The organism is Psychroserpens sp. (assembly GCF_036960315.1).
GTDB lineage: Bacteria > Bacteroidota > Bacteroidia > Flavobacteriales > Flavobacteriaceae > Psychroserpens.
Window position 1 is genome coordinate 251,904 of the sequence record NZ_JBALVR010000002.1, and the last position, 22,483, is coordinate 274,386.

General features: G+C 33.5%; 24 protein-coding genes. 13 read left to right on the plus strand and 11 right to left on the minus strand.

All coding sequences use genetic code 11. The features are described from left to right. Positions 1–63: 63 nt before the first annotated feature. Positions 64–615, plus strand: coding sequence for an acyl-CoA thioesterase (locus V7719_RS04790; RefSeq protein WP_335728734.1), 552 nt, complete (start codon positions 64–66; stop codon positions 613–615). On the opposite strand, the gene V7719_RS04795 is transcribed toward V7719_RS04790, so the two are convergent. From V7719_RS04795 to V7719_RS04805, 3 genes are read right to left on the minus strand one after another with little or no spacing between them, the layout of a single operon-like run. Continuing rightward, positions 612–2,903 carry a TonB-dependent receptor plug domain-containing protein gene (locus V7719_RS04795; RefSeq protein ID WP_335728735.1) on the minus strand — a complete coding sequence of 764 codons (2,292 nt, stop codon included), beginning with the start codon at positions 2,901–2,903 and terminating at the stop codon, positions 612–614. The two genes, V7719_RS04790 and V7719_RS04795, sit on opposite strands and share 4 nt — an antisense overlap. Next, positions 2,887–3,798, minus strand: coding sequence for a FecR family protein (locus tag V7719_RS04800; protein ID WP_335728736.1), 912 nt, complete (start codon positions 3,796–3,798; stop codon positions 2,887–2,889). The genes V7719_RS04795 and V7719_RS04800 overlap by 17 nt, the downstream gene beginning before the upstream one ends. Before the next feature lie 47 nt (positions 3,799–3,845). After that, positions 3,846–4,370 carry an RNA polymerase sigma factor gene (locus V7719_RS04805; protein ID WP_335728737.1) on the minus strand — a complete coding sequence of 175 codons (525 nt, stop codon included), beginning with the start codon at positions 4,368–4,370 and terminating at the stop codon, positions 3,846–3,848. A gap of 112 nt (positions 4,371–4,482) precedes the next feature. Between V7719_RS04805 and V7719_RS04810 the strand changes: the two genes are divergently transcribed. The 7 genes from V7719_RS04810 (at position 4,483) to V7719_RS04840 (ending at position 9,218) form a co-directional block, all read left to right on the plus strand. Further along, positions 4,483–5,559 carry a hypothetical protein gene (locus V7719_RS04810; RefSeq protein WP_335728738.1) on the plus strand — a complete coding sequence of 359 codons (1,077 nt, stop codon included), beginning with the start codon at positions 4,483–4,485 and terminating at the stop codon, positions 5,557–5,559. A gap of 21 nt (positions 5,560–5,580) precedes the next feature. Further along, positions 5,581–6,051: a hypothetical protein gene (locus tag V7719_RS04815; protein WP_335728739.1), complete on the plus strand. Its 471-nt coding sequence runs from the start codon at positions 5,581–5,583 to the stop codon at positions 6,049–6,051. Positions 6,052–6,164: 113 nt separating this feature from the next. After that, complete coding sequence (locus V7719_RS04820; RefSeq protein WP_335728740.1) at positions 6,165–6,584, plus strand: OB-fold protein; 420 nt, start codon at positions 6,165–6,167, stop codon at positions 6,582–6,584. A 30-nt stretch (positions 6,585–6,614) separates the two neighbouring features. Continuing rightward, entirely contained in the window at positions 6,615–7,382 is a 768-nt protein-coding gene (locus V7719_RS04825) for a T9SS type A sorting domain-containing protein (protein ID WP_335728741.1), read from the plus strand. A 59-nt stretch (positions 7,383–7,441) separates the two neighbouring features. Continuing rightward, positions 7,442–8,290: a DUF5777 family beta-barrel protein gene (locus V7719_RS04830; protein WP_335728742.1), complete on the plus strand. Its 849-nt coding sequence runs from the start codon at positions 7,442–7,444 to the stop codon at positions 8,288–8,290. 11 nt (positions 8,291–8,301) lie between these two features. Next, a complete protein-coding gene (locus V7719_RS04835) occupies positions 8,302–8,664 on the plus strand; it encodes a hypothetical protein (RefSeq protein WP_335728743.1) in 363 nt (120 codons plus the stop codon). 17 nt (positions 8,665–8,681) lie between these two features. Further along, a complete protein-coding gene (locus tag V7719_RS04840; RefSeq protein WP_335728744.1) occupies positions 8,682–9,218 on the plus strand; it encodes a YceI family protein in 537 nt (178 codons plus the stop codon). Positions 9,219–9,270: 52 nt separating this feature from the next. On the opposite strand, the gene V7719_RS04845 is transcribed toward V7719_RS04840, so the two are convergent. The 4 genes from V7719_RS04845 to rpmH form a co-directional block, all read right to left on the minus strand. Then, complete coding sequence (locus tag V7719_RS04845) at positions 9,271–10,041, minus strand: T9SS type A sorting domain-containing protein (protein WP_335728745.1); 771 nt, start codon at positions 10,039–10,041, stop codon at positions 9,271–9,273. Between the two features lie 130 nt (positions 10,042–10,171). Continuing rightward, on the minus strand, positions 10,172–11,041 hold the full coding sequence (locus V7719_RS04850; RefSeq protein WP_335728746.1) for a T9SS type A sorting domain-containing protein: 870 nt from the start codon (positions 11,039–11,041) through the stop codon (positions 10,172–10,174). Between the two features lie 139 nt (positions 11,042–11,180). Beyond that, entirely contained in the window at positions 11,181–14,033 is a 2,853-nt protein-coding gene (gene carB, locus V7719_RS04855; RefSeq protein WP_335728747.1) for a carbamoyl-phosphate synthase large subunit, read from the minus strand. Between the two features lie 101 nt (positions 14,034–14,134). Further along, the gene (gene rpmH, locus V7719_RS04860; RefSeq protein WP_091426250.1) at positions 14,135–14,296 is read right to left on the minus strand and encodes a 50S ribosomal protein L34; all 162 of its coding nucleotides are present in this window, start codon (positions 14,294–14,296) and stop codon (positions 14,135–14,137) included. Positions 14,297–14,493: 197 nt separating this feature from the next. Between rpmH and V7719_RS04865 the strand changes: the two genes are divergently transcribed. From V7719_RS04865 to V7719_RS04875, 3 genes are all read left to right on the plus strand, one after another. Beyond that, positions 14,494–14,937 carry a DUF6263 family protein gene (locus V7719_RS04865; protein WP_335728748.1) on the plus strand — a complete coding sequence of 148 codons (444 nt, stop codon included), beginning with the start codon at positions 14,494–14,496 and terminating at the stop codon, positions 14,935–14,937. 57 nt (positions 14,938–14,994) lie between these two features. Further along, complete coding sequence (locus V7719_RS04870; protein WP_335728749.1) at positions 14,995–15,555, plus strand: DUF2892 domain-containing protein; 561 nt, start codon at positions 14,995–14,997, stop codon at positions 15,553–15,555. Positions 15,556–15,693: 138 nt separating this feature from the next. After that, on the plus strand, positions 15,694–16,380 hold the full coding sequence (locus tag V7719_RS04875) for a hypothetical protein (protein ID WP_335728750.1): 687 nt from the start codon (positions 15,694–15,696) through the stop codon (positions 16,378–16,380). Between the two features lie 8 nt (positions 16,381–16,388). Here the strand turns inward: V7719_RS04875 and V7719_RS04880 are convergent, their stop codons facing one another. Both V7719_RS04880 and V7719_RS04885 read right to left on the minus strand, forming a co-directional pair. Beyond that, on the minus strand, positions 16,389–17,330 hold the full coding sequence (locus tag V7719_RS04880) for a lytic transglycosylase domain-containing protein (RefSeq protein WP_335728751.1): 942 nt from the start codon (positions 17,328–17,330) through the stop codon (positions 16,389–16,391). Between the two features lie 79 nt (positions 17,331–17,409). Continuing rightward, positions 17,410–18,081, minus strand: coding sequence for an alpha/beta hydrolase (locus V7719_RS04885; protein WP_335728752.1), 672 nt, complete (start codon positions 18,079–18,081; stop codon positions 17,410–17,412). Positions 18,082–18,197: 116 nt separating this feature from the next. Between V7719_RS04885 and V7719_RS04890 the strand changes: the two genes are divergently transcribed. Next, positions 18,198–18,494 carry a GNAT family N-acetyltransferase gene (locus V7719_RS04890; protein WP_335728753.1) on the plus strand — a complete coding sequence of 99 codons (297 nt, stop codon included), beginning with the start codon at positions 18,198–18,200 and terminating at the stop codon, positions 18,492–18,494. A gap of 38 nt (positions 18,495–18,532) precedes the next feature. On the opposite strand, the gene mtaB is transcribed toward V7719_RS04890, so the two are convergent. Then, on the minus strand, positions 18,533–19,858 hold the full coding sequence (gene mtaB / locus V7719_RS04895; RefSeq protein ID WP_335728754.1) for a tRNA (N(6)-L-threonylcarbamoyladenosine(37)-C(2))-methylthiotransferase MtaB: 1,326 nt from the start codon (positions 19,856–19,858) through the stop codon (positions 18,533–18,535). 87 nt (positions 19,859–19,945) lie between these two features. On the opposite strand from mtaB, the gene V7719_RS04900 reads away from it, so the two are divergent. Beyond that, positions 19,946–21,580: an ABC transporter substrate-binding protein gene (locus V7719_RS04900; protein WP_335728937.1), complete on the plus strand. Its 1,635-nt coding sequence runs from the start codon at positions 19,946–19,948 to the stop codon at positions 21,578–21,580. Here V7719_RS04900 and V7719_RS04905 read toward each other — a convergent pair. Continuing rightward, on the minus strand, positions 21,567–22,466 hold the full coding sequence (locus tag V7719_RS04905) for a TolB family protein (RefSeq protein WP_335728755.1): 900 nt from the start codon (positions 22,464–22,466) through the stop codon (positions 21,567–21,569). The genes V7719_RS04900 and V7719_RS04905 overlap by 14 nt on opposite strands. Between the last annotated feature and the right edge of the window lie 17 nt (positions 22,467–22,483).

Here is a 22,483-nt window from a genome sequence, read left to right on the forward strand (position 1 = left end):
TTCCCTCTGTCACTTCTTGGTATTTTCCCAGAAAGGAAGAATTTAATAAACTAAAGACATATAATGCAAAACTACAAAGCCATAGACTCTTCTCGAATTAGCCTTTCTGAATTGATGCAACCATCACACTCCAATTTTGGCGGTAAAATTCATGGGGGTTACATTTTAAAATTGATGGACCAAATCGCGTTTGCATGTGCATCAAAACATTCTAAAACCTATTGCGTGACTGCTTCTGTAGATACTGTTGATTTTTTGAATCCAATAGAAATTGGTGAATTAGTAACGATGAAAGCCTCTATTAATTTTGTTGGTCGCACCTCTATGGTTGTTGGTATTCGTGTAGAATCTGAAAATATAAGAACAGGAGAAATGAAACACTGTAACTCGTCATATTTCACCATGGTCGCTAAAGATGATGATGGTCATTCGGTAGAAGTTCCAGGACTCATAATCAATGACAAAACTGAGGTAAAGCGTTTTTTAAAAGCTATAAAACGAATGGAAACCAGAAAACATCGTAAAAAAGAATTTGATAGCGCAGATTTTTCGCATACACACTATCTAGATGATTTAAAAAAGTATCGTGTTAAGGTAGAGCTTCCAGAGAATTAAAAGTGAACTCGCAATACTGCATTTGGCGTGATGCCCAGTGAACTCTGCAAAGTTTCACTTACATTATCGTTATTAATTCTGTAGAAATTATTAATCTGATTGTTTTTGTTTAAAACATTCCAAACCGAAACACCCAAATCGGCTTTCGTATTTTCCCATAGTTTTATCGCATACAATGCTGAAATATCTACGCGCAAATAATCTTGCAGTTTACTAGAATTAGTCGATTCAAAATTAATAGCATTATCAATAATCTCATTACCTTCTATTGGCTGCGTAGTTGGTCGTCCAGAATGCCAATTCAGTCCAGCAGATAGTTTTAAATCTTCTAAAGTATAATTAGCACCAAAAGTGATAGTGTGAGTGATATCAAAATTATTTGGAAGTGTTTGCTCTGGCAAAGAATTAAATGTATAATCACTTTTTAAATACGAATAACTCAGCCATGTTGTAAAATCTTTAATCTGTTTTCTTAAAATAAAATCTATACCAAAAGCATCATAATTTCCGTTAGTTTTTACAAATTCATATTGATTTTGGAACCCTTGGCTTTGCGTCGTGATTCCTTTCACATATTTGTAATACGTATCCGCACTTAATAACCAACCTCTTTTGCTAAAACTTAAACCTACAGACACTTGTTTACTACGAATAACAGGAATGTCTACATCGTTAGATAATTGCCATCGTCGCTTTTCAATGCCTAAAAAATCATTCTGAAAATTAATAATCTGGGAGGTACTCTGATGTTTGAATTCCCCTAAAACTTCAACAGAAAAATTATGAAGAAATTGGTAGGTAAATGCTAACCTTGGCTCTAGAAGATGCTTTTCAAATTTATCAATATAGTTGTATCGCAAACCAAAATTCAAATTCGTTTTCTTATTTAAAGAGCGATAGTTTAATTGTGAAAATAGCCCATGAGTTCTTACGACTTCGGAAACTAAAGACCTAAAACGCGGACTATCAACATCATCCAAGTTTGTGATTTTAGTCTCTGAAAAATGATAACCATTTAAAAACTGAAGTTGATCATTTATCTTATAGTTTGCCAATAATTTTATACTTGTTTCAGACACTACATTCTCTTGCTGAAACCTTTGATCGTCTAGTATATTTGCGTTAATCGCTTTTAATTTATAATCCGTTTCGTAAACTTCAAAAGTGGTTTGCCAAGACGCATTCCAAACTCTTTTATATTGTAATGCGCCCGCAATACTATTTTGACTTAAACTACTTCGCTTTGATGTTTCCATACCATCAATTATCGTGTTTTCGTTAAATCGTAATTCGTTATTTGCATTTAAAAAGTTGACTCGTAATTGATCCTTTTCCGTAACGTTATAAATCCATCGCAAAGACGTATCGTAGAAATCAAACTCTTGATCAGAATTCATAATATCGTTAGCATTGGTTTCTACTTCGGTATCTTGAGATATACGCTCAAAAAAGTTGGTATATGTTGGTGTTTCTGTAAAATCACTAATCGATTTTCGAGCAGCAATTTGCAGTGAGGATTTTTCACTTAATGGTATGTCTACAAAACCATTAGCATCAATAAAATTAACGCCTAAACTGCCATTAAAGGCCTCATTAATTTTAGAGCTTGTTTCCATGGAAATGGTTCCAGAAACACCGTCTGTGAGTGCCGTTTCAGTTCCGTTTTTTAAAACGCTTACCTGTTGTGTAATCTGTGGATTAAACATAGAAATTAATCCGAAGAAATGTCCAGATTGATACATCTTAATGCCGTCCCAAAGTATCAAATTCTGGTCGTGAGTTCCTCCTCTAATATTTATATTTGAAACCGTTTCGTTGATACTCTGAATCCCTGGAAAAGCCTGTACTGCTTGCAACACATCGGTATCAATCAATCCTGGAAGGATATCAAACTCGGAGAAATCAATTTCGAAAGATCCATTGTTTAATTTATTGATGCCTTTAACGATGTATTGTGAAATTATGACTTCTGATAATTGCTGTAAATCGAGGGTTGCCTCCTTTATGCGCACCAAAACAAAGGTGCCATCTAAATTTTTAAACAAAAATTTAGTATTGATTTCAAGATAAGATAACACTTCGACTAAGGTTAAACTTTCAGAAGGCGGAATAATCGTAATGCCTTCAAGGCTATCTTCGGCATAATTAAATTGAATATTATATTGGGTTTGGAGCGTTGTAAGAACTTCAGTTAATGGCAATTCATTATTAGTCTCTTGAGCATCTATTTCAAAAGAAAACATAAATAAAACGAAACATAAAAAATATATTTTATTTTTTATTGCCATAAATCACAACGTCATTTGATGCATTAATTTTAAAGGTCAAATCCATTGGTTGTGTAATGGATAAAAGGGCATTTTCAATATTATCATGCATAAATCCTCCTGTAAACAACCGTTCAGTATTTACATTTTCTACTATAATCTTAATATCGTATTGGCGTTCCATTTCGTCCATAACCGCTTTAAAAGGAAGCGCCTTAAACGTACTCTTATTAGTAGTCCAATCAGGTTGTAAAAATGTAGTCTTGTCTTCTGTAACGATATTATTGAATAGTCTGTAGGTATCTCCAGCAAGCAGTTTTTTGGTAAACTCTCCAGAAGTAACCTTAACAATACCTTCAAAACATTGCACTTCAAAATAGTTGTTACGTTGTTTGACATTAAATTCGGTACCAACAACAGTAACGATACCTTGCGAAGTAATCACCTCAAATATTTTACCTTTTGCCACTTTAAAATAGGCTTCACCTTCAAGGTTTAAGCGCCTGTTATCATTCCAATCTTTTTCACTGAATTCTATTTCTGAACCTGCGTTTAAAGTCACTTTAGTTTGGTCTGGAAGTTCTATAGTTGTTTTCTGACTTGCAAATGTTTCAATTTGTGTGAAGTTGTCGTAAAATAAAGTAAAATAAAGGCCAAAACCGACAACTAATATACTTGCGATTCGCAACATAGGCTTAAACCAATCTAGCCTATTATTCGTAATATTCTTGGTTTCATAAGCCGATTTAAAGTCATTGAAAGATCTAGGTTCAGAAAAATTTGAAGCCTTAAATTGTTTTGCGCCATCAATTATAGTTTGATGCAAATCAAAATCATCTCCTTGCTCGAATGCTTCTTTTTCGGCAGGAGTTAACTCATCATTTAACCATTTTTTGATTAGGGTTTCTTTATCCATAAATCGATTTACTATTTATATAACAATTTCAATTCTATTTCTCCTGATTATTTTATTTTAAAACCTTCTAATTCCTTTTTCAATATACCAAATGCGCTGTAAATGCGATACTCCACAACTTTTTTTGTCACACCCAAAAGGTCTGCAATCTCCTTATGTTTCTTACCCTCCACTTTATTTAACAAGAATGCAACACGTTGTTCTTCGCTTAAGCTTTCTAATACTTTTTTGTAACGTTGAAAAAATTCCTCATGTTCTAAAATAAACTCTGGTGTTTCGTTAGTATGTGATTTAGGTACATTTTTTTGATGATTGAGTACCACTTTGCGATGCTTAATATCATTGAGTACCATATTACTCGCCACAGTAAGCAAAAATGATTTTGCTTTACTTAATGTTACTTTTTTACAGTTATCCCAAAGTTTAATAAATGCGTCTTGTACTTTGTCTTTAGGATTAAATTGTTCACCATATTTATAATACAGGAAATTATGAACATCTATTGAGTGTGTATTATAGACATGCTCAAAAACTCTGGCCTCGCATATATTTTCGTTTAGATCTTTTGGCAAGTTGCTGATTTTAGATTTCAAAGGTAAATAATTATTTATTTTATTTTTCAGGAGTTTTCAAAACTGAGTTGTTATATATTAAATTGCATTAGAAATAAACAAATGCAGAATTATGAAAGCAATCACTAAAATTACTCTAATCCTACTTTTTTCATCAGTGATGATGTTTACGTCTTGTAGAACTGAAGAGACAGAGTTTATAGAGACACCTCCTGAAGACGTTTTAGCACCCAACTCTACAGTTGCTAATTTAATGCAACAAACAGCATCAAACGACGGTTCTAATGATAATATTTTGGATTATGCCAATTGCTTCAATATCCAACTTCCAGTTACTGTAACTGCTAATTCTATTGAAGTTACAATAAATAGTGAATCTGACTATGATATCGTAGAATCTATTTTTGATGAATTTGACGATGATGCAGACACCTTAACCATTACTTTTCCGATTACTATTGTACTTACTGATTTTACCGAAGTTATTATTAACAACAATGGTGAACTAAACAACTATGCCATGACTTGCAGTGGTGAAAACATTGATGATGATGATATTGAATGTATTGATTTTGTATATCCTATAACGGCTTCAATATTTAACATCAATAATGAGCTAATCTCTACCGAAATATTCACAAACGATAATGAGCTTTATAATTTTATTGATGATATTTCAGATGATGATATAATAAGCATAAACTTTCCTATTTCAGTTATACTATCAGACGGTTCTCAACAGCAAATAGGATCACTTTCTGAACTTGAAAACACTATAGAAAACGCTCAAGATGATTGTGATGAAGATGATGATTTCGATTATAACGACGATGATTGTAATTTGTGTTCAGTAGAGGAATTAGAAAGTATCCTAATTAATTGTTCAGACTGGATTGTAGACAAATTAGAGCGTGAGAGCATAAATTATGATGATGCATACTATGATTATGATTTTAACTTCTTTAGCGATGGATCAATAACTGTCGAATGGAATACTACAATGGTAAATGGGACATGGTCTACTTCAGGTTCTGAAAACAATATTACTGTTATTATTAATATTCCTGCTTTGCAATTATGTAATAACAATTGGAATTTACATGAAGTTGAAAATAATGGTAGTGAAACCAAAGTAGATCTGAGAGTTGGAGACGATGACAGGTTACGATATGAAAACACTTGTAATTAATTATATATAAATTTTATTGTTATGAAAAACACTTTTTTTTATGGTTTACTTATAATGTTAAGTATGACATTAATGTCCTCCACATGCTCTTCAGACGATGATGGAGGAAATCAAAACGACAACAGTCAAGAGATAGCACAAATAGAAAGCACAGTGCAAACTGGAACCTGGCAAATTACTAGCTATGTAGATTCTGGACAAGATGAAACCACCGATTTTAATGGTTTCGATTTCACCTTTGCTTCTGATGGAACCTTAACTGCAACAGATGGCACAACAACCTATATAGGCACATGGTCTGTTACGAGCAGCAACAGTAATGATGATAATGATATAGATTTTAATATCTCATTCCCTGTACCTGACACTAACGATTTTGAAGATTTAAACGATGATTGGGACATTGTCTCAAATACTAATACAAGTATTAACTTAATTGACATAAGTGGAGGAAATGGTGGAACCGATACTTTAGTATTTCAAATGAATTAGTCAAAACTATACATTGAAAAAGAAAAATTTCCACTAATCAGATATTACCAATGGTCCTAAATCCATATTTGATTGATAGCTAAAATCTGCTTTAGCATAAAACCTGAGGCAGTTTGGAGCTTAAACAAACCTACTTAACTAAAAAACTATTGATGCGTAAACGGATTATCATTCTTATTGCTTTCATAATAGTAGGAATAATTGGCTATAACTATATCTATCAAGATCATAGAACTATAGAAAATGAAGTTGCTGAATATGAAATAACAACTCATGAAATTGCTTTACGATTTTTAGAAAACTCAAAAAGGGCAGGATCAAAATACCTCAATACAACCATTGAAGTTATTGGTAAAGTTTCAGAAAAAGATAGTAATGCGATCACATTAGACGACAAAGTGTTTTGTCAGTTTACTAAGGCTATTCAAAATACAATTGCGCATGATTCTGAACTAAAAATAAAAGGACGTGTTATTGGGTATGATGACTTGCTAGAGCAAGTAAAATTAGACCAATGCACCATTAATAAATAATAAATTACTAACAAATAAAAGAAATACACTATGAAAACAAATTACCTTATCAAAACCATCTTTACATTGCTATTTACAGCATTTATAAGTCAGCAAGTAAATGCACAACAATTCAAATTACTAGTAGTTGATCCAGCAGCAGATACAGTAACTATCAAAAACTTTGGGTCCACAACTGAAAATATTGGGTCTTACAGATTATGTAGCCTTATTACTTATAGAACATTATCTTCTCAAACAACAGTGATTAATGGATCATTAAACCTAGCTCCAAATGCAGAAGTTACGGTTTCTATATCTGGCGATTGGTTAAACAATACTGCTGCAGATTTAGGTTTATACTTACCTACTGGGAATTTTGGTCTAGCTGCGAATATGGTAGATTTCGTGCAATGGGGAAGTTCACCAAATGGTCGTGAAAGTGTGGCAGTCACTAAAGGGATTTGGACTGCCGGCACTTTCATAAATATCGCTCCTCCATATGAATTTAATGGAACTATAACCGATTTCGGCGTCAATTTTTGGGCTACACTGTTAAGTGTTGATGACTTAGATGCGTCTTCTAGTTTTAGTGTCTACCCAAACCCTACAAATTCGATATTAAATATTGAATTAAACAGTAGCCAAACCAATTTAACTTACCAAGTTTTTGATGTGCTAGGCAAACAAGTTTTAATTGAAACTTTAGACACAGTAAACCTATCTCAAATTGATGTTTCAAATTGGAATAATGGTTTATATCTCATTAAAATTTCAAATGGTGATAAAACTGAAACAAAACGTTTTATTAAGCACTAGGAATAGTTTAAAGCCAAATGCTGTAGGAGTATTTGGCTTTAATTTCAAAATAAAACTCTATGAAAACTTTATTCATACTGATATTCTGCATCCCTATTTTAGCCATTGCTCAAGATGATTTACTGGATGAAATAGACATCGAAATCACTAAAAATCAATTCGCAACAGCTGCGTTTAAAGGATTGAAAATTGTTAATTTTGAATCTACAAAGCTTGTTGCAAAACAAGAATTCACATTTATTGTATCACATAGATTTGGAAGTATTAAAAACGGATTTGATAGTTTTTTCGGACTTGATGATGCCGTTACCCGATTGAATTTTGTTTATGGAATTTCTGATGGCTTCAATATTGGAGTTTCTCGAAGTTCTTTTCAAAAAATCTATGAAGCCTCAACAAAATATAGGTTATTAAGACAGCAAGAGAAGGGGTTTCCTTTTACTGTTGTTGGGTTTAATTCTGTTGTAGTAAATACTGCCTTAGATGAGGCTAATTTACCAAAACTCGAATTCAAACACCGTTTAGGTTATACTGCACAACTTTTAATATCTCGAAAAGTCAATGCGAACTTTTCTTTTGAATTAGCTCCTACCTTTTTCCATGACAATTATGTACAGCAAAATAATCAAGATAATTCACAATTTGCGCTTGGTCTTGGCGCTCGACATAAATTAACTAAACGATGGTCTATAAATGCGGATTATGGTTGGCATTTAAACAGAGCAGAAAATTCACCATTTAAAAACCCATTATCTATTGGTTTTGATTTAGAAACAGGTGGACATGTATTTCAAATGCATTTCTCTAATGCCCAAGCGATGAATACCAATGGGTTTTTAGGACAAGCTACAGGAGATTGGAGTGACGGCAATATTTATTTTGGATTCAATTTAAGTCGCGTATTTTAAATTTAAAGACTATGAAAACTAGGCAGATACTATATCTAATAATTGGTGTATTAGCATTTAATTGCAGTAATATAAGTGAAGAGGATTTGATTGATACTACACCACTACCTACAACAGTTACATATCTAAACAACGTAAAATCTATTATAGATAATAACTGTGTTCTATGCCACAGTAATCCTCCAATAAATGGAGCTCCAATATCGCTTGTCACTTTCGAAAACGTGAAAAGTGCTATTGAGAATAATGGATTAATATCTCGTATCTCTTCTAATGACCTAGCTTTTTTAATGCCCTTTGGAGGTCCAAGACTTCCACAAAACAAAATAGACCTCATCATTCAATGGGAAACTAATGGTCTGTTAGAAGAATAACTTTAAAAACTTATAAAATGAAAAAGATACTATTTATACTCGTTTTAGCTTCTATAAGCATTTCTGCTCAAAACAGATATCTAACCAAAACCGGAACCATTAATTTTGAGGCTTCCGTGCCATCATTTGAAGAAGTCGCTGCAAAGAATAATTCGGTAACGGCAATACTAAATACCGATAACGGAGAAATCGCAGCTCTGGTTTTAGTTAAAGGTTTTCGTTTTAAAAATGCGCTGATGGAGGAACATTTTAATGAGAACTATGCGGAGTCTGATAAATTTCCAAAGGCAAGTTTTAAAGGAAAAATAGAAAATTTCAATTTAGAAAAAATAAAGTCTTCTTATACCATTGATGGCCAACTTACATTTCATGGAAAAACCATAGCAGTAGATAAAATTGCTATTTCCTTTTCAATAGAAAAAGATCTTATAAAAATAAGCGGAACGTTTTCAGCAAACGCTTCCGATTTTGATGTTGATATTCCTAAGATTGTGAAAAACAAGATTGCACAGGATGTCGTAGTCTCATTTGAATTCGAACTGCAAAAAAAATAAAAGCCATCTTTTTTGAGAGATGACCTATACTTTTAGTTTTATAAATGATTTTTTATTGCTTTATAAATCGCTTTGTTTGCGTGACATCATCACTTGAAACTCTAACGATATAAACACCCGAATTCCATTTACTAACATCTATTGAGACAGATTGTAGTCCGCTCATTTCAGTTTCTAAAACTTTTTTACCTAATAAATCATAAACGCGAAGTGTTGCATTTTCAATACTATTTGGCAGTTCAACATTAAGGTCTAATGATGCTGGGTTAGGTGAAATTGAAAACTTATTGATCTCATCTGGATTTTCTATATTTAATAAAGTATCCCAAAATGGAACTCCAATATCTGATGTTCCTCCTGTAAACGCATAAGGAGCTGCAACATTTATAAATGTTCCTGCTGTCCATATCCCTTTAGTGACAGCTACGCCTTCACGACCGTTACCACCACTTCCCCATTGTACGAAATCTTCCATGTTTTCTGGTAACCCAAAGTTTCCAGAAGGCAGATATAATCCTAAATCTGAAGCAGTATTGTTTAGTACACTTCCGCTAGTAAGCAAAACAGTAACTTCAACTTCAGCATTTCCTGCTAAGTTTAAAGAACCACTCTGTACCGTCATACTTCCCAATGCACCATATTTAAATAAGGCACATAATCTATAAGCCGAAATGTCTTGGGTTGTAGATCCGAAGTTTTTGATTTTAACCGTTTCCGTAGCAGGATTAACTTCTACAATTCTAAATTGCGCATTTGCCTTTTGAATTGAAAAACCAAAACAAAAAATAATTACAAGACTATAAAAAATGTATTTTTTTTTCATAATATTTAGGTTTCGTATCCGATTAAGTGCTATACAATTTAGTGATTTTTTTAATTGCTTTGTAAAATTAGCGCAATAAAAAAGCCCAATGATCAGAAATCAATGGGCTTTTACACTATTTTAATAAGTATTATTGTTTTACAAAACGCTTAGTAATTGTTTGTTTATCTGAAGAAATCCTCACTAAATACACACCAGTATTCCATTTTGACACATCAATTGAAGATGTCATGGCACTTAGTGATTTAGAATATACTTTCTTTCCCAACACATCATAAACCGTCACATTAGCATTATCAAAAGTCTGTGATAATTTGATGTTTAATTTTGAGGTTGCAGGATTAGGAGATATCTCAAATCCGTTTTGAGTATTTAAGTCTTGAGTGCTTAATGTTGTAGAGGCATTGATATTGTCTAGATCCATCCTTCTTAATCCATTTTGTCCAACCCAATCCACATTTGTATTACTGAAAATTCTCATTTCAACGACGCTAGCCAAAACTTGCGCATTAGTTAAAGCTCCTCCTAAACTAGTAAAATCTGATGCAGAAATAGGAATTGTAACAGATTGCCAACCAGAACCAGCAGTAACAACAACTGGGGTTGTAGTCACAATTTGTGTACCAGCAGCATTAGAATCTTGATCACTAACACCAAATCGTAGTGCTAAATCACCATCTGTAGCCTTTACATCCATTTTTATAGCAACAATACCCTGAGCCGTAAAATTACCAGACCATTGTGCGTTTCTATTAAAAATTAACATCTTACTTCCTGGACCATTATTTGAACCTGTAGTAACATAGCTAAAATAAGCATCACCAGCACCATTAGGTCCTCCATCACTAGGATTACTTATTTGGGTAGCGGCTACTCCAGCGTTTCCTATAGTCCAATTAGCAAGTGTACCATCAAAATCATCAACCTGATTGGCCATGACTTGCGATAGCACCATCGAGGATGTTAGCAATAATGATAATAAAAGTAATTTTGTTTTCATAGTATATTTTTTCAATTAAAATCTATTGACAATCCAAAAGAGGATTGCAAAAATGATTCCAATATTAGCAATTTTCAAATTTTTAGCTAAAATAGTAATTAATAGGGTATTAAAACTAGTCGTTTATCGAAAAAACATGCTATTTGCTCAAATACATTTTACGTCTTGAGTATAAGTTGTAAAACTCATCATCTTTTAAGCTATCAATAAACAAGATACTTTCTCCTGTACTCTTCATCTCTGGGCCTAACTTTTTATTCACGTTAGGGAATTTATTGAACGAAAATACGGGTTGTTTGATAGCATAACCCTCTAAATGTGGATTGAAATCAAAATCGGTCACTTTTTTCTCACCTAACATGACTTTAGTGGCATAATTCACATAAGGTTCACCATAAGCTTTTGCAATAAAAGGCACAGTTCTCGACGCTCTAGGATTTGCCTCAATGATATAAACCATATCGTCCTTTATGGCGAATTGGATATTAATTAATCCCACAGTATTTAATGCTAGCGCTATCTTTTTGGTATGGTCTTTAATCTGTTGCATCACAAACTCTCCTAAGTTAAAAGGCGGTAAGGTAGCGTTGCTATCACCAGAGTGAATTCCGCAAGGTTCAATATGTTCCATTATTCCAATAATGTACACGTTTTCACCATCACAAATTGCATCTGCCTCAGCTTCAATAGCTCCATCAAGATAATGATCTAATAGTAATTGATTTCCAGGCATTCTTCGAAGTAAGCTCACAACGTGTTCTTCGAGTTCTTGCTTGTTAATCACAATTTTCATGCCTTGACCTCCAAGAACATAAGACGGTCTTACCAAGATTGGAAAATCTAACACATCTGCAATAGCCGAAGCTTCGTCCGCAGTGGTAGCTATATCAAATTCAGGATACGGAATATTATTTTCCATCAAAAGATTAGAGAACAACCCTCTATCCTCAGCTAAATCCAAAGACTTATAAGTTGTTCCTATAATTTTAATACCGTAACGATCTAATTTTTCGGCTAATTTTAAGGCGGTTTGTCCTCCTAATTGAACGATGACACCCTCTGGCTTTTCATGACGTATAATATCGTAGATATGTTCCCAGAAAACAGGCTCAAAGTATAGCTTATCTGCGATATCAAAATCTGTAGAAACTGTTTCAGGATTGCAGTTAATCATAATGGTCTCATAACCACATTCGGCTGCAGCTAATACACCATGTACACAACAATAATCAAACTCAATTCCTTGCCCAATTCGGTTTGGACCAGAGCCTAAAACGATGATTTTCTTTTTATCTGAAACAACACTTTCATTGGCAGGAATTATCTTCCCCTCTGAAGTTTCTACTTTATTTTCAAACGTGGAATAGTAATATGGCGTTTGCGCCTTAAATTCCGCAGCACAAGTATCTACTAACTTGTAAACACGATTGATATTGAATTCTTCACGCTTTTTATAAACCTGACTTTCTAAACATTTAAGCATGTGTGCAATTTGACGGTCACCATACCCTTTTTGCTTCCCTTCAAGTAACAAATCACGTTCTATAGTATCAATAGTAAATGTCGAAATCTCTTTTTCAAGTTCATGTAATTCTTCATATTGCTTTAAGAACCACATATCAATTTTGGTAATCTCATGAATTCTACTCAGTGGAATTCCCATTTGAATCGCATCATAAATCGCAAATACACGATCCCAACTCGCATTGGTTAACTTATCAATAATCTGCTGATAATCCTTATACCCTTTTCCGTCTGCACCTAATCCGTTACGTTTAATTTCAAGAGATTGTGTCGCTTTATGAAGCGCTTCTTGAAAAGATCGACCGATTGCCATAACTTCACCTACTGATTTCATTTGTAAGCCTAATCGCCTGTCAGATCCTTCAAATTTATCAAAATTCCATCTCGGAATTTTCACAACCACATAATCTAAAGTTGGTTCAAATAAAGCTGAAGTAGATCCAGTAATCTGGTTATTCAATTCAACTAAGGTATAACCTATAGCTAACTTTGCTGCAATTTTTGCAATTGGATAACCTGTTGCCTTACTTGCTAAGGCAGATGAACGTGATACACGCGGATTAATTTCTATAGCGATAATATCTTCTTTTTCGTCTGGACTTACAGCGAATTGCACATTACAACCACCTGCAAAATCGCCAATGTTTCGCATCATATGAATAGCCATATCACGCATTTTTTGGTACGTTTTATCAGAAAGTGTCATTGCTGGAGCCACAGTAATCGAATCTCCAGTATGGATTCCCATTGGATCCATATTTTCAATAGCACAAATAATAACAACATTATCATTAGAATCACGTAATAATTCTAACTCATATTCTTTCCAACCTATCAATGCTTTATCAATCATCACTTCATGAATTGGAGAAACTTCCAATCCGCGACTTAAGAGTTCATCAAAATCCTCTTCTTTATAAACAATAGCTGCACCATCACCTCCTAAAGTAAATGATGCTCTAATTACTAAAGGAAAGCCAAACTCTTGGGCGATTTCTTTTCCTTTTAAAAAAGAATTAGCAGTAGCCTGAGGCGCCATACCAATACCTATTTCAAGCATGAGCTCTCTAAATTTCTCTCTATCTTCAGTAATATTTATTGCATCAATATCTACACCTATGATATCTACATCAAAATCATTCCAAACTCCTTTTTCATCGGCTTCAATACACAAATTCAATGCTGTTTGTCCACCCATCGTTGGTAAGACTGCATCAATTTGAGGATGATCTTTTAAAATTTTTATGATAGATTTTGTTGTTAATGGCAACAGATACACATGATCAGCCATTGTTGGATCTGTCATAATCGTTGCTGGATTAGAATTGATGAGAATAGTTTCAATTCCGTCTTCACGAAGCGAACGCAAAGCTTGAGTTCCAGAGTAATCAAATTCACAGGCTTGCCCAATTACTATAGGACCTGAGCCTATAATAAGGATAGATTTTAATTTTTCGTTTTTTGGCATGTCAATTTTTTTTTTTAAAATTCAAAAATAGGTAACATATAGATACAAAAAAAGGCGTTACACCTAAGTAACGCCTTTAAAATATTAACAATTGTTAATCATTATTTTTTGTGTCTAGTTTCAGTTGATACAGACAATTTCTTTCTTCCTTTAGCTCTTCTACGTGCTAAAACTTTTCTTCCGTTTACAGAAGCCATTCTTTCTCTGAAACCGTGTTTGTTTCTTCTCTTTCTTTTTGACGGTTGAAACGTTCTTTTTGGCATTGTCTTATATTTTTATAAACTAATATTCTTTTTTTATAAGTTTAGAGCTGTCTCAAAACTGGGTGCAAATATACAAAGAGTTTTTACTTTGCCAAACCTAAATTTAAAATTATTTTTAGTTATTTATATCAACCCATATTCTAGCTACAAATTGACAAAAAATTAGTTTCTTTGTATCTTCTAAAACTAAATAATAAATGAAGTTATTTATAACCAAGTTTTTAGTTGCTTTTATAATAACGACAAACGTCATAACTGAACAAACTAACTTAACTTACAATCTTGAGATTGGCAGCGAATTCAAAGCACACCAAGTTGTTAATCAAGACATTGTCAAAGATATGAATGATCAAAAACACGAAATAAAAAATCTTCTCGAGGGAGATTTAACGTTCATTATTCAAGGTGTTATCGATAGTGCATATGAAATCAAGTTCAAGTTTGATCGCTTTAAAAAGGTGGCTACATCGAATCCATTTGGTGAGTTATGTAATATCAATACAGAAGATACTATAGCTGATGATGCTATAGAAGGAAAAATATTTTCTCAGCTGACAAGTACTGATTTATCAATGATTATGTATAAAAACGGGAAAATAAAAGCCATAACAGGCAAGGAAAATCTATTATGCATAATATGAATAACCTTGAAGTACCAACAAGCATTACCTCAAAAATCACTTATAAAATAGAAAAACATGTTCAATAAAAATATAAAGCTCGTAATCGCTGTACTTATTATAGCTTATGCCGTCTACCAATTTATAGAAGGCTATATAGGAAATGGAATTATGTATATTCTATTATCACTTATTTTCATTTTCCTTTATTTTAAAAATGAATTTATCTTATTGGCCTTTTTAAAACTGAGAAAACAAGATTTTCCAGGTGCAACAAAGTGGTTAAATAAAATAAAGAATCCATCTGGTGCTTTGGTTAAAAAGCAAGAAGGCTATTACAACTATCTCCATGGAGTTATGGTTTCACAGTCTAATATGAATGAAGCCGAGAAATACTTCAAAAAAGCATTAGGTCTAGGATTATCTATGGATCATGACGTAGCCATGGCTAAATTAAATTTAGCAGGAATCGCATTTAGTAAGCGTAGACCATTAGAAGCAAAACAGCTTTTAAATGAAGCTCAAAAGCTGGACAAAAGAGGTATCCTAACCGAACAGATTAAAATGATGAAAGACGGCATGAAGAAGTCTCAAGGTCCTAAACAACACTACGGAAACCGTAACATGAGACAACGCTAAAATTAATGCTAGCATTAGTTTCATCGAATTATTGTTCACAAACACTTCATTTCTCTATAATTAATAGCCTTTTAACGACTATTTTTTAACAAGAAGTAAAACACCTCTAGTTTTGTCTAAAATTTATAGATTTTAGACATGCGAGTATATTTATCCATAATTGCGACTTTATTAGTGTTTTTAGCTTTCTCACAAGAGCCAAAGACTTACTTTGAGCATGAAATATCTAAGCATTTAAAAGCGTACAAGACTCAATCTGAGATTGCCATAGAAAATGATGATAAAGAGTATGCAGAATTCCTTTTTGATTCTTTATTCGACAGCCATTTAAAATCAAGTTACATTTCAGAAATAACTTTAAATAAGGCTAATGGTGGTCGCTTAAATACTTCTAATGTAGAAAATGCGTTTCTTTTGATTACAAAATCTGCTTGGGAACAACTAGATTCTAAAGAAATCGAAGCAATTAATAGAATGTCCATAATGTATAAAGGACAAATAGATATTGTTATACTGTTTTGGACATCAAAATCTATTGCAAAAAAACGTGGAAGTGATTTCAATTCGCTCGTAACTGTAACTTACGTAGATGAACGTGAAAATAATTCGAATCACATTATCAAACCTTATAAGCATTCATTTGGAGCGCCTACATGTTTTTATATCTCTGAAGACAAACGTCTGTTAAACATAGACAGAAAGTTTACAGCGAATTTGGATGAAGACGACTCTGAACTAGCATTTAAGTCTGCACATCAACAAATAAAGTTGATTCTTTTTGAAGACAAAAAAACAAACGAAGGAATTATTACGACTTTAAACTAAAGTAACCATTAAGGTTTTACCGAATAGTAGCCTTCTTTAGGAATTTCAATAAGATACTTTTTTCTAGACTTATTATTAAGCTTAGGCTCTCTTAACCAAGGATTATGAATCTTTAATATTTTGTAATTGATACCATAGTGCTGAGCAAATTTAGTAAAGTCTGTAACTACAGTATCTACTTCTACTTTGTAGGTTGGAATATGTTTATACAAATCTTCGGAAGTAAAGTTAAAACCATATTCTTTTGGGTGGCTTAATATTTCTTTAAGGGCAACAATTCTAAATAAATAACGACCCGTTTCTTCTCCTAATAATAAATCGTAATACTCAGAAACGCCTTGCTCCTTTAATCGTTTAGAAACTCCAGCATTACCAGCATTGTAGGCCGCAGCTGCCAGTGTCCAAGATCCTAGGTTTTCTTTAGACTTTAGTAAATAGTTGCAAGCCACTTCTGTTGCCTTTTCTAGATTATAACGCTCATCAACATTTTTATTAACTTCTAAACCATTTTCGCGACCTGTTGCAGGCATAATCTGCCAAACACCTCTTGCTCCAGCTGGAGATACAGCGTTTGTTAGTCCGCTTTCTATAACTGCTAAATATTTAAAATCTTCAGGAATACCATGCTTTTTGAGGATTGGCTCTATAATAGGAAAATACTTTTCAGCACGTTTAAACATCAACAAACCATTAGATTGCCAATAGGTATTAACCAATAGCTCTCTATCCATACGTTCTAATATATCTGGATCTCCTAATGGCATTGCTTCTCCTGCAAAATCTAAGTTCTCAGGGACAGATATAGCATACACGTTATAATCGTTTATCATTTTTGAAGGCTCAGTAACTTCATTATCAGATGGTGCTTTGTCAGACTGCACTGCAAAAATAAATAGCCCAGACACACATAGTAAACCAATAGCTGCTAAAATATTTTTAATAATTGTCATAATAATTCTTATTTAGGGGTAAATTTAATTAAAGCCTTTAATTGGCTGCTTATCAAAAGTATAAAATTAAATGATTGTATCAAGATTCTTCCAAAATTAGTTTTGGTAAATTTTCGTTAAACCACTTGTACTTGTTAATCACCATGATATGTGTTCCGCCCTTTAAAACAATACAGTCACCAACACAAGAGTGTGGAAAAACTGCATCTTTGTCTCCCTGAATATAAATGGCTTGATCGTTAGGATTCTCTTGATTCCATTCAATAATGTTTTCTATAGCCCAATCCAAATACTGTTTATCGCTTACCGAAAGGTATTTTTTATATAATTCGATTCGTTTAGTTATAGTTTCTCCAAAAGCATATTTGGCTAAAAAGTCGATATTACTCACCAATTGGGTTGGCAATAACTTATAGGCCTTGGTATACTTCATCACTTTCATTCGCTTTGGAAGTTCGTGTTTAGACTTCACACTCGATACCACGAACAGTTTTCGTAAATTCATATGCTTACTCATTTCCTGGACTAACATTCCGCCAAAAGACACACCAAACAAGACAATATTATCATGATGAATATGCGTTTTAATCATACGCTTTGCATAAGCCTCAAGTGTTTCTTTTTTATTCGGAATCATCCACTCAAGCCAATGAATTTCAAACTGATCTTCAGGTAATTTTATATGTTCAAATATTGTAGGATTCGCTGCCATTCCTGGCATAAGATATACATGTATAGTTTCTTGTTGCATAAGCATTTAAAGTAATGGGTTTGCAATATCTGTTAAATTTTTCGTAAATTTGCATTACAAAACTATGCAAAAGTATAGTTCCACCCTACCGACCATTGAATTAAATACAAATTACTATGATTGATGCTGCTGAATTAACGGACAATGACTTTTTACGCCAATTTGAACTAAAAGTAGATGGTGAACTTGCAAAAATTGAGTATTCTCTTCAAGATCGAAAAATCTTTTTAACTAAACTTATTATTCCCGACGGAATTACTAGCGAAGACTTTGAAGAAGAATTTTTAACGCTTGTTTTTGAAAACATAGCCGAACGCAATATTAGTGTCGTGCCAACAAGCCCAGAAATCGCAAAATTTATTAGAAGACACAGAAAATATAAAAAGATGCTACCTGTAGGCATCAGAATATAACGCATAAAAAAATCCGAAGCTAATAACTTCGGATTTTTTTATATCACTTTTACTTGTGTAAATTCAAATCTCACCAAACCATCAGTATCAATTTCAGTTAATTGAATTTTTTGAAGTGTATTCACCAATTCTGGATTCCAAGGTGTTTTGACTTTTACATAGTTTTCAGTAAACCCATGAATATAGCCTTCTTTATTTTCGCCTTCAAACAATACCGTTCTTGTGCTTCCTATTTGATTCTCATAGAAAGCTCTCCTCATTTTTACAGACAATCCACGTAGCATTTTACTGCGTTTTGCTCTCACATTTTTAGGCACAATACCTTCTAATGAAGCTGCAACTGTATTATCACGTTCCGAATACGTAAAGACATGCAAATATGAAATATCTAATTCATTGAGAAAATTATACGTTTCTAAAAATAATTCATCAGTTTCACCAGGAAAACCAACAATCACATCTACACCAATACAAGCATGAGGCATCACTTCTTTAATCTTTGTCACACGATCTATATAGAGCTCTTTCACGTAACGACGACGCATTAATTTAAGAATTTCGTTACTTCCACTTTGCAACGGAATATGAAAATGCGGTACAAATGTCTTACTCTTTGAAACAAATTCTATGGTTTCGTTTTTAAGTAAATTAGGCTCAATAGACGAAATCCGTAAACGTTCAATACCTTCAACATCGTCTAGGGCTTGGACAAGCTCATAAAATGTATGTTCGTGCTTTTTATTTCCAAATTCTCCCTTTCCGTAGTCACCAATATTAACACCTGTGAGTACAATTTCTTTGATGTTTTTTGCTGAAATTTCTTTTGCATTTTGAAGCACATTCTCTAAAGCATCACTTCTAGAAATACCTCTAGCCAAAGGTATTGTACAATAGGTACATTTATAATCGCAACCATCTTGAACCTTTAAAAATGCACGTGTACGATCTCCAAACGAGTAACTCCCAACGTAGAAATCGGCTTCTTCAATTTCGCAACTATGCACTTCTCCCATGTCATTCTTAGACAAGTCGTTTAGATAATCTGTAATTTTAAATTTCTCAGTAGCACCTAGCACTAAATCCACACCATCTACATCAGCCAGCTCTTGAGGTTTTAATTGTGCATAGCAACCTACGGCTGCTACAAATGCATCCGGATTTACCTTTTGCGCTTGTTTGACCACTGATTTGAAACGCTTATCGGCATTTTCAGTTACAGAGCATGTATTGATGACATAGATATCTGCCTTTTCTTTAAAGTCTACACGCTCAAAACCTTCCGAAGAAAAATTTCGTGCAATTGTAGAGGTTTCAGAAAAATTGAGTTTACAACCCAAGGTATAAAATGCGACTTTTTTATTCATGACTTATTTAATTTCCGTTAGCACAGAAATCTATTTATATTTACTCGTTTCTAATACAGACTGGCAAATTTACAACTAATGAGCAAAATGCTAAAACGAGTAAGTGATAAATCTACATTTTCTTGGCTAATTTTAAGTGTTTTAACGCTTTTCCTACTCTTTTCCTGCGGAAATAATGTCGACTCCACAAGAGATTATTTGGTATTTCGTTATAATGAACACAAAAACATTGGCTCTCTAGATCCAGCTTTCGCTAAAGACAATGCAGATATTTGGGCAATCAATCAATTGTTTAATGGTTTAGTGCAAATGGACGAAAATCTGAATGTGCATCCTTGTATTGCTAAAGATTGGACCATTTCTGAAGATGCACTCACCTATACGTTTTCACTTCGGAATGATGTCAGTTTTCATAAACATGAACGCTTCGGAAAAGACTCCACTCGTACAGTAAGCGCTTATGATTTTGAATATAGTTTTAACCGGTTACTAGATAAAAAAGTGGCTTCTCCTGGACGATGGACACTCAATAAAGTAGAGGCATTTAAAGCCATTAATGACACGGTATTTCAAATAAAATTGCAGCAACCATTTCCGGCATTTTTGGGATTGTTAACTATGAAATATTGTTCGGTGGTTCCCAAGGAAATTACAGAGTATTACAGCAGTAATTTTAGAGCCCATCCTATTGGTACTGGACCTTTTCAATTTAAGCGATGGGAAGAAAATTTAAAGCTCGTTTTACGAAGAAACAATCATTACTTTGAAACGGATACAGATGGAAAACAATTGCCATACTTAGAATCAGTAGCCATTACCTTTTTACCCGATAAACAAAGTGAATTTCTTCAATTTGCACAAGGCAATATCGATTTTGTGTCAGGACTTGATGCGTCTTATAAAGATGAAATTTTAAATGCTAGCGGAAGCTTACGTGATAAGTATTCTGAAGATGTCAATATGATTCGCGGTCCATATCTCAATACCGAATATCTCGGGTTTTTTATGGATTCTAAAATTCCTGAAATGCAATCGCAAACCCTGAGACAAGCCGTTAATTACGGTTTCGACAAACAGAAAATGATGATCTATTTGCGTAATGGTATCGGAATTCCAGCTTATGGTGGATTTATTCCTAAGGGACTACCTGGTTACGATGAATCTATAGGCTTTACATTTCAGCCAGAAAAAGCGAAACAATTGGTACAACAATTTAAAAGTGAAACAGGGATTTCAAATCCAGAGATTACAATTACAACCACAAGTAATTACTTAAGTTTTTGTGAATATATTCAACGAGAACTTCAAATAATTGGGATTACAGTTAACGTAGATGTGATTCCTCCAGCGACTTTAAAAGATGCGAAAGCCAATGGAAAATTAGACATGTTTAGAGCAAGTTGGGTTGCCGATTACCCTGATGCAGAGAACTATTTATCCTTGTACTCGAGTAAGAATTTTGCACCAAATGGGCCAAATTACACACATTTCCAAAGTGAACAATTTGATACTTGGTACCAAGAGGCGTTTACCATTACAGAAACAAAAGAACGAGAAGCACTCTATACGAAAATGGATAGCCTAGTGATGTCACAAACACCTGTTGTACCTTTGTTTTATGATGAAGTTGTAAGGTTCACGCGTAAAAACGTATCTGGTTTAGGTATTAATCCGATTAATTTATTGGATTTAAAACGAGTCAAGAAATCTACTCAAAAGTGAAGTAGTAGATATCGTCTTCACCTTTACCTTTTGGTCGTCGTGAAGAAAAGTACCCTTCAGTCATATCGTCATTTAAGATATAGCAGAAATCATCGCTTCTTGTATTTATTGGCTTAGGCAGTAATACAGGTTTTTCGGTCTCTGGGTCACCTTTTAAATCATAACTATAGATATCTAAACCGCCAACACCTCCAGCACGATCTGAAGCAAAATAAAGCACATTGTCTTTACTCACAAACGCAAACATATCTCTTCTTGGTGAATTAATTTTCTTGCCTAAGTTTTCTACTTCTCCATACTCTCCATTTCCTAAAATATTTACTTTAAATAAATCGGTTTGACCATGAGCTCCATGTGCATTTGATGTAAAATACATAGTGGATCCATCAGGACTTAAAACCGCGTGACCATAATTGTATTTCGCTTCGCAAAATGGTAAAGGCTCAAAGTTAGTCCAACCACGTCCTACAATATATTCGCCTCTTTGAATATTGAGGTTAATGGATTTCAATTTTCGTTTATAAGACTTTCCACGTTTCATAAAATTGGTCGTGACATACATATACTTTCCATCTGGACTAAACCCAGCACTTGAGGTATTGAATACAAAATCTTCAGATTTGATAAACTGTTTGGGGTTTATAATTTCACCGTCTTTGGTTTTCTGACCTTCAAATATTGTATAAATCAAACGTTTGTCGTGATCACGTCTTGCTCGATTTCTGTCATCAAGCATATAAGATGTGTAATATACTTTATCGCCTTTGTAGAAAACGACTCCATATTGGCTCTTATCGTCGTTAAGTTTTAGGTTCTTGATTGTATAGGTTTGGGAAAACCCGAAATTTAGTGTCAATACTAGAATGATACTGCAAATAAACTTCATGTTTTTATGAATTTAGA

Bases quoted from the DNA above. Each gene is read 5' to 3' on its own strand.
- V7719_RS04815 (WP_335728739.1), top strand. From the start codon at position 5,581: ATGAAAAACACTTTTTTTTATGGTTTACTTATAATGTTAAGTATGACA.
- V7719_RS04885 (WP_335728752.1), bottom strand. From the start codon at position 18,081: ATGCAACAAGAAACTATACATGTATATCTTATGCCAGGAATGGCAGCG.
- V7719_RS04880 (WP_335728751.1), bottom strand. From the start codon at position 17,330: ATGACAATTATTAAAAATATTTTAGCAGCTATTGGTTTACTATGTGTG.
- V7719_RS04875 (WP_335728750.1), top strand. From the start codon at position 15,694: ATGCGAGTATATTTATCCATAATTGCGACTTTATTAGTGTTTTTAGCT.
- V7719_RS04830 (WP_335728742.1), top strand. From the start codon at position 7,442: ATGAAAACTTTATTCATACTGATATTCTGCATCCCTATTTTAGCCATT.
- V7719_RS04835 (WP_335728743.1), top strand. From the start codon at position 8,302: ATGAAAACTAGGCAGATACTATATCTAATAATTGGTGTATTAGCATTT.
- V7719_RS04850 (WP_335728746.1), bottom strand. From the start codon at position 11,041: ATGAAAACAAAATTACTTTTATTATCATTATTGCTAACATCCTCGATG.
- carB (WP_335728747.1), bottom strand. From the start codon at position 14,033: ATGCCAAAAAACGAAAAATTAAAATCTATCCTTATTATAGGCTCAGGT.
- V7719_RS04900 (WP_335728937.1), top strand. From the start codon at position 19,946: ATGCTAAAACGAGTAAGTGATAAATCTACATTTTCTTGGCTAATTTTA.
- V7719_RS04790 (WP_335728734.1), top strand. From the start codon at position 64: ATGCAAAACTACAAAGCCATAGACTCTTCTCGAATTAGCCTTTCTGAA.
- rpmH (WP_091426250.1), bottom strand. From the start codon at position 14,296: ATGCCAAAAAGAACGTTTCAACCGTCAAAAAGAAAGAGAAGAAACAAA.
- V7719_RS04845 (WP_335728745.1), bottom strand. From the start codon at position 10,041: ATGAAAAAAAAATACATTTTTTATAGTCTTGTAATTATTTTTTGTTTT.
- V7719_RS04795 (WP_335728735.1), bottom strand. From the start codon at position 2,903: ATGGCAATAAAAAATAAAATATATTTTTTATGTTTCGTTTTATTTATG.
- mtaB (WP_335728754.1), bottom strand. From the start codon at position 19,858: ATGAATAAAAAAGTCGCATTTTATACCTTGGGTTGTAAACTCAATTTT.
- V7719_RS04840 (WP_335728744.1), top strand. From the start codon at position 8,682: ATGAAAAAGATACTATTTATACTCGTTTTAGCTTCTATAAGCATTTCT.
- V7719_RS04810 (WP_335728738.1), top strand. From the start codon at position 4,483: ATGAAAGCAATCACTAAAATTACTCTAATCCTACTTTTTTCATCAGTG.
- V7719_RS04890 (WP_335728753.1), top strand. From the start codon at position 18,198: ATGATTGATGCTGCTGAATTAACGGACAATGACTTTTTACGCCAATTT.
- V7719_RS04865 (WP_335728748.1), top strand. From the start codon at position 14,494: ATGAAGTTATTTATAACCAAGTTTTTAGTTGCTTTTATAATAACGACA.
- V7719_RS04870 (WP_335728749.1), top strand. From the start codon at position 14,995: ATGTTCAATAAAAATATAAAGCTCGTAATCGCTGTACTTATTATAGCT.
- V7719_RS04800 (WP_335728736.1), bottom strand. From the start codon at position 3,798: ATGGATAAAGAAACCCTAATCAAAAAATGGTTAAATGATGAGTTAACT.
- V7719_RS04825 (WP_335728741.1), top strand. From the start codon at position 6,615: ATGAAAACAAATTACCTTATCAAAACCATCTTTACATTGCTATTTACA.
- V7719_RS04905 (WP_335728755.1), bottom strand. From the start codon at position 22,466: ATGAAGTTTATTTGCAGTATCATTCTAGTATTGACACTAAATTTCGGG.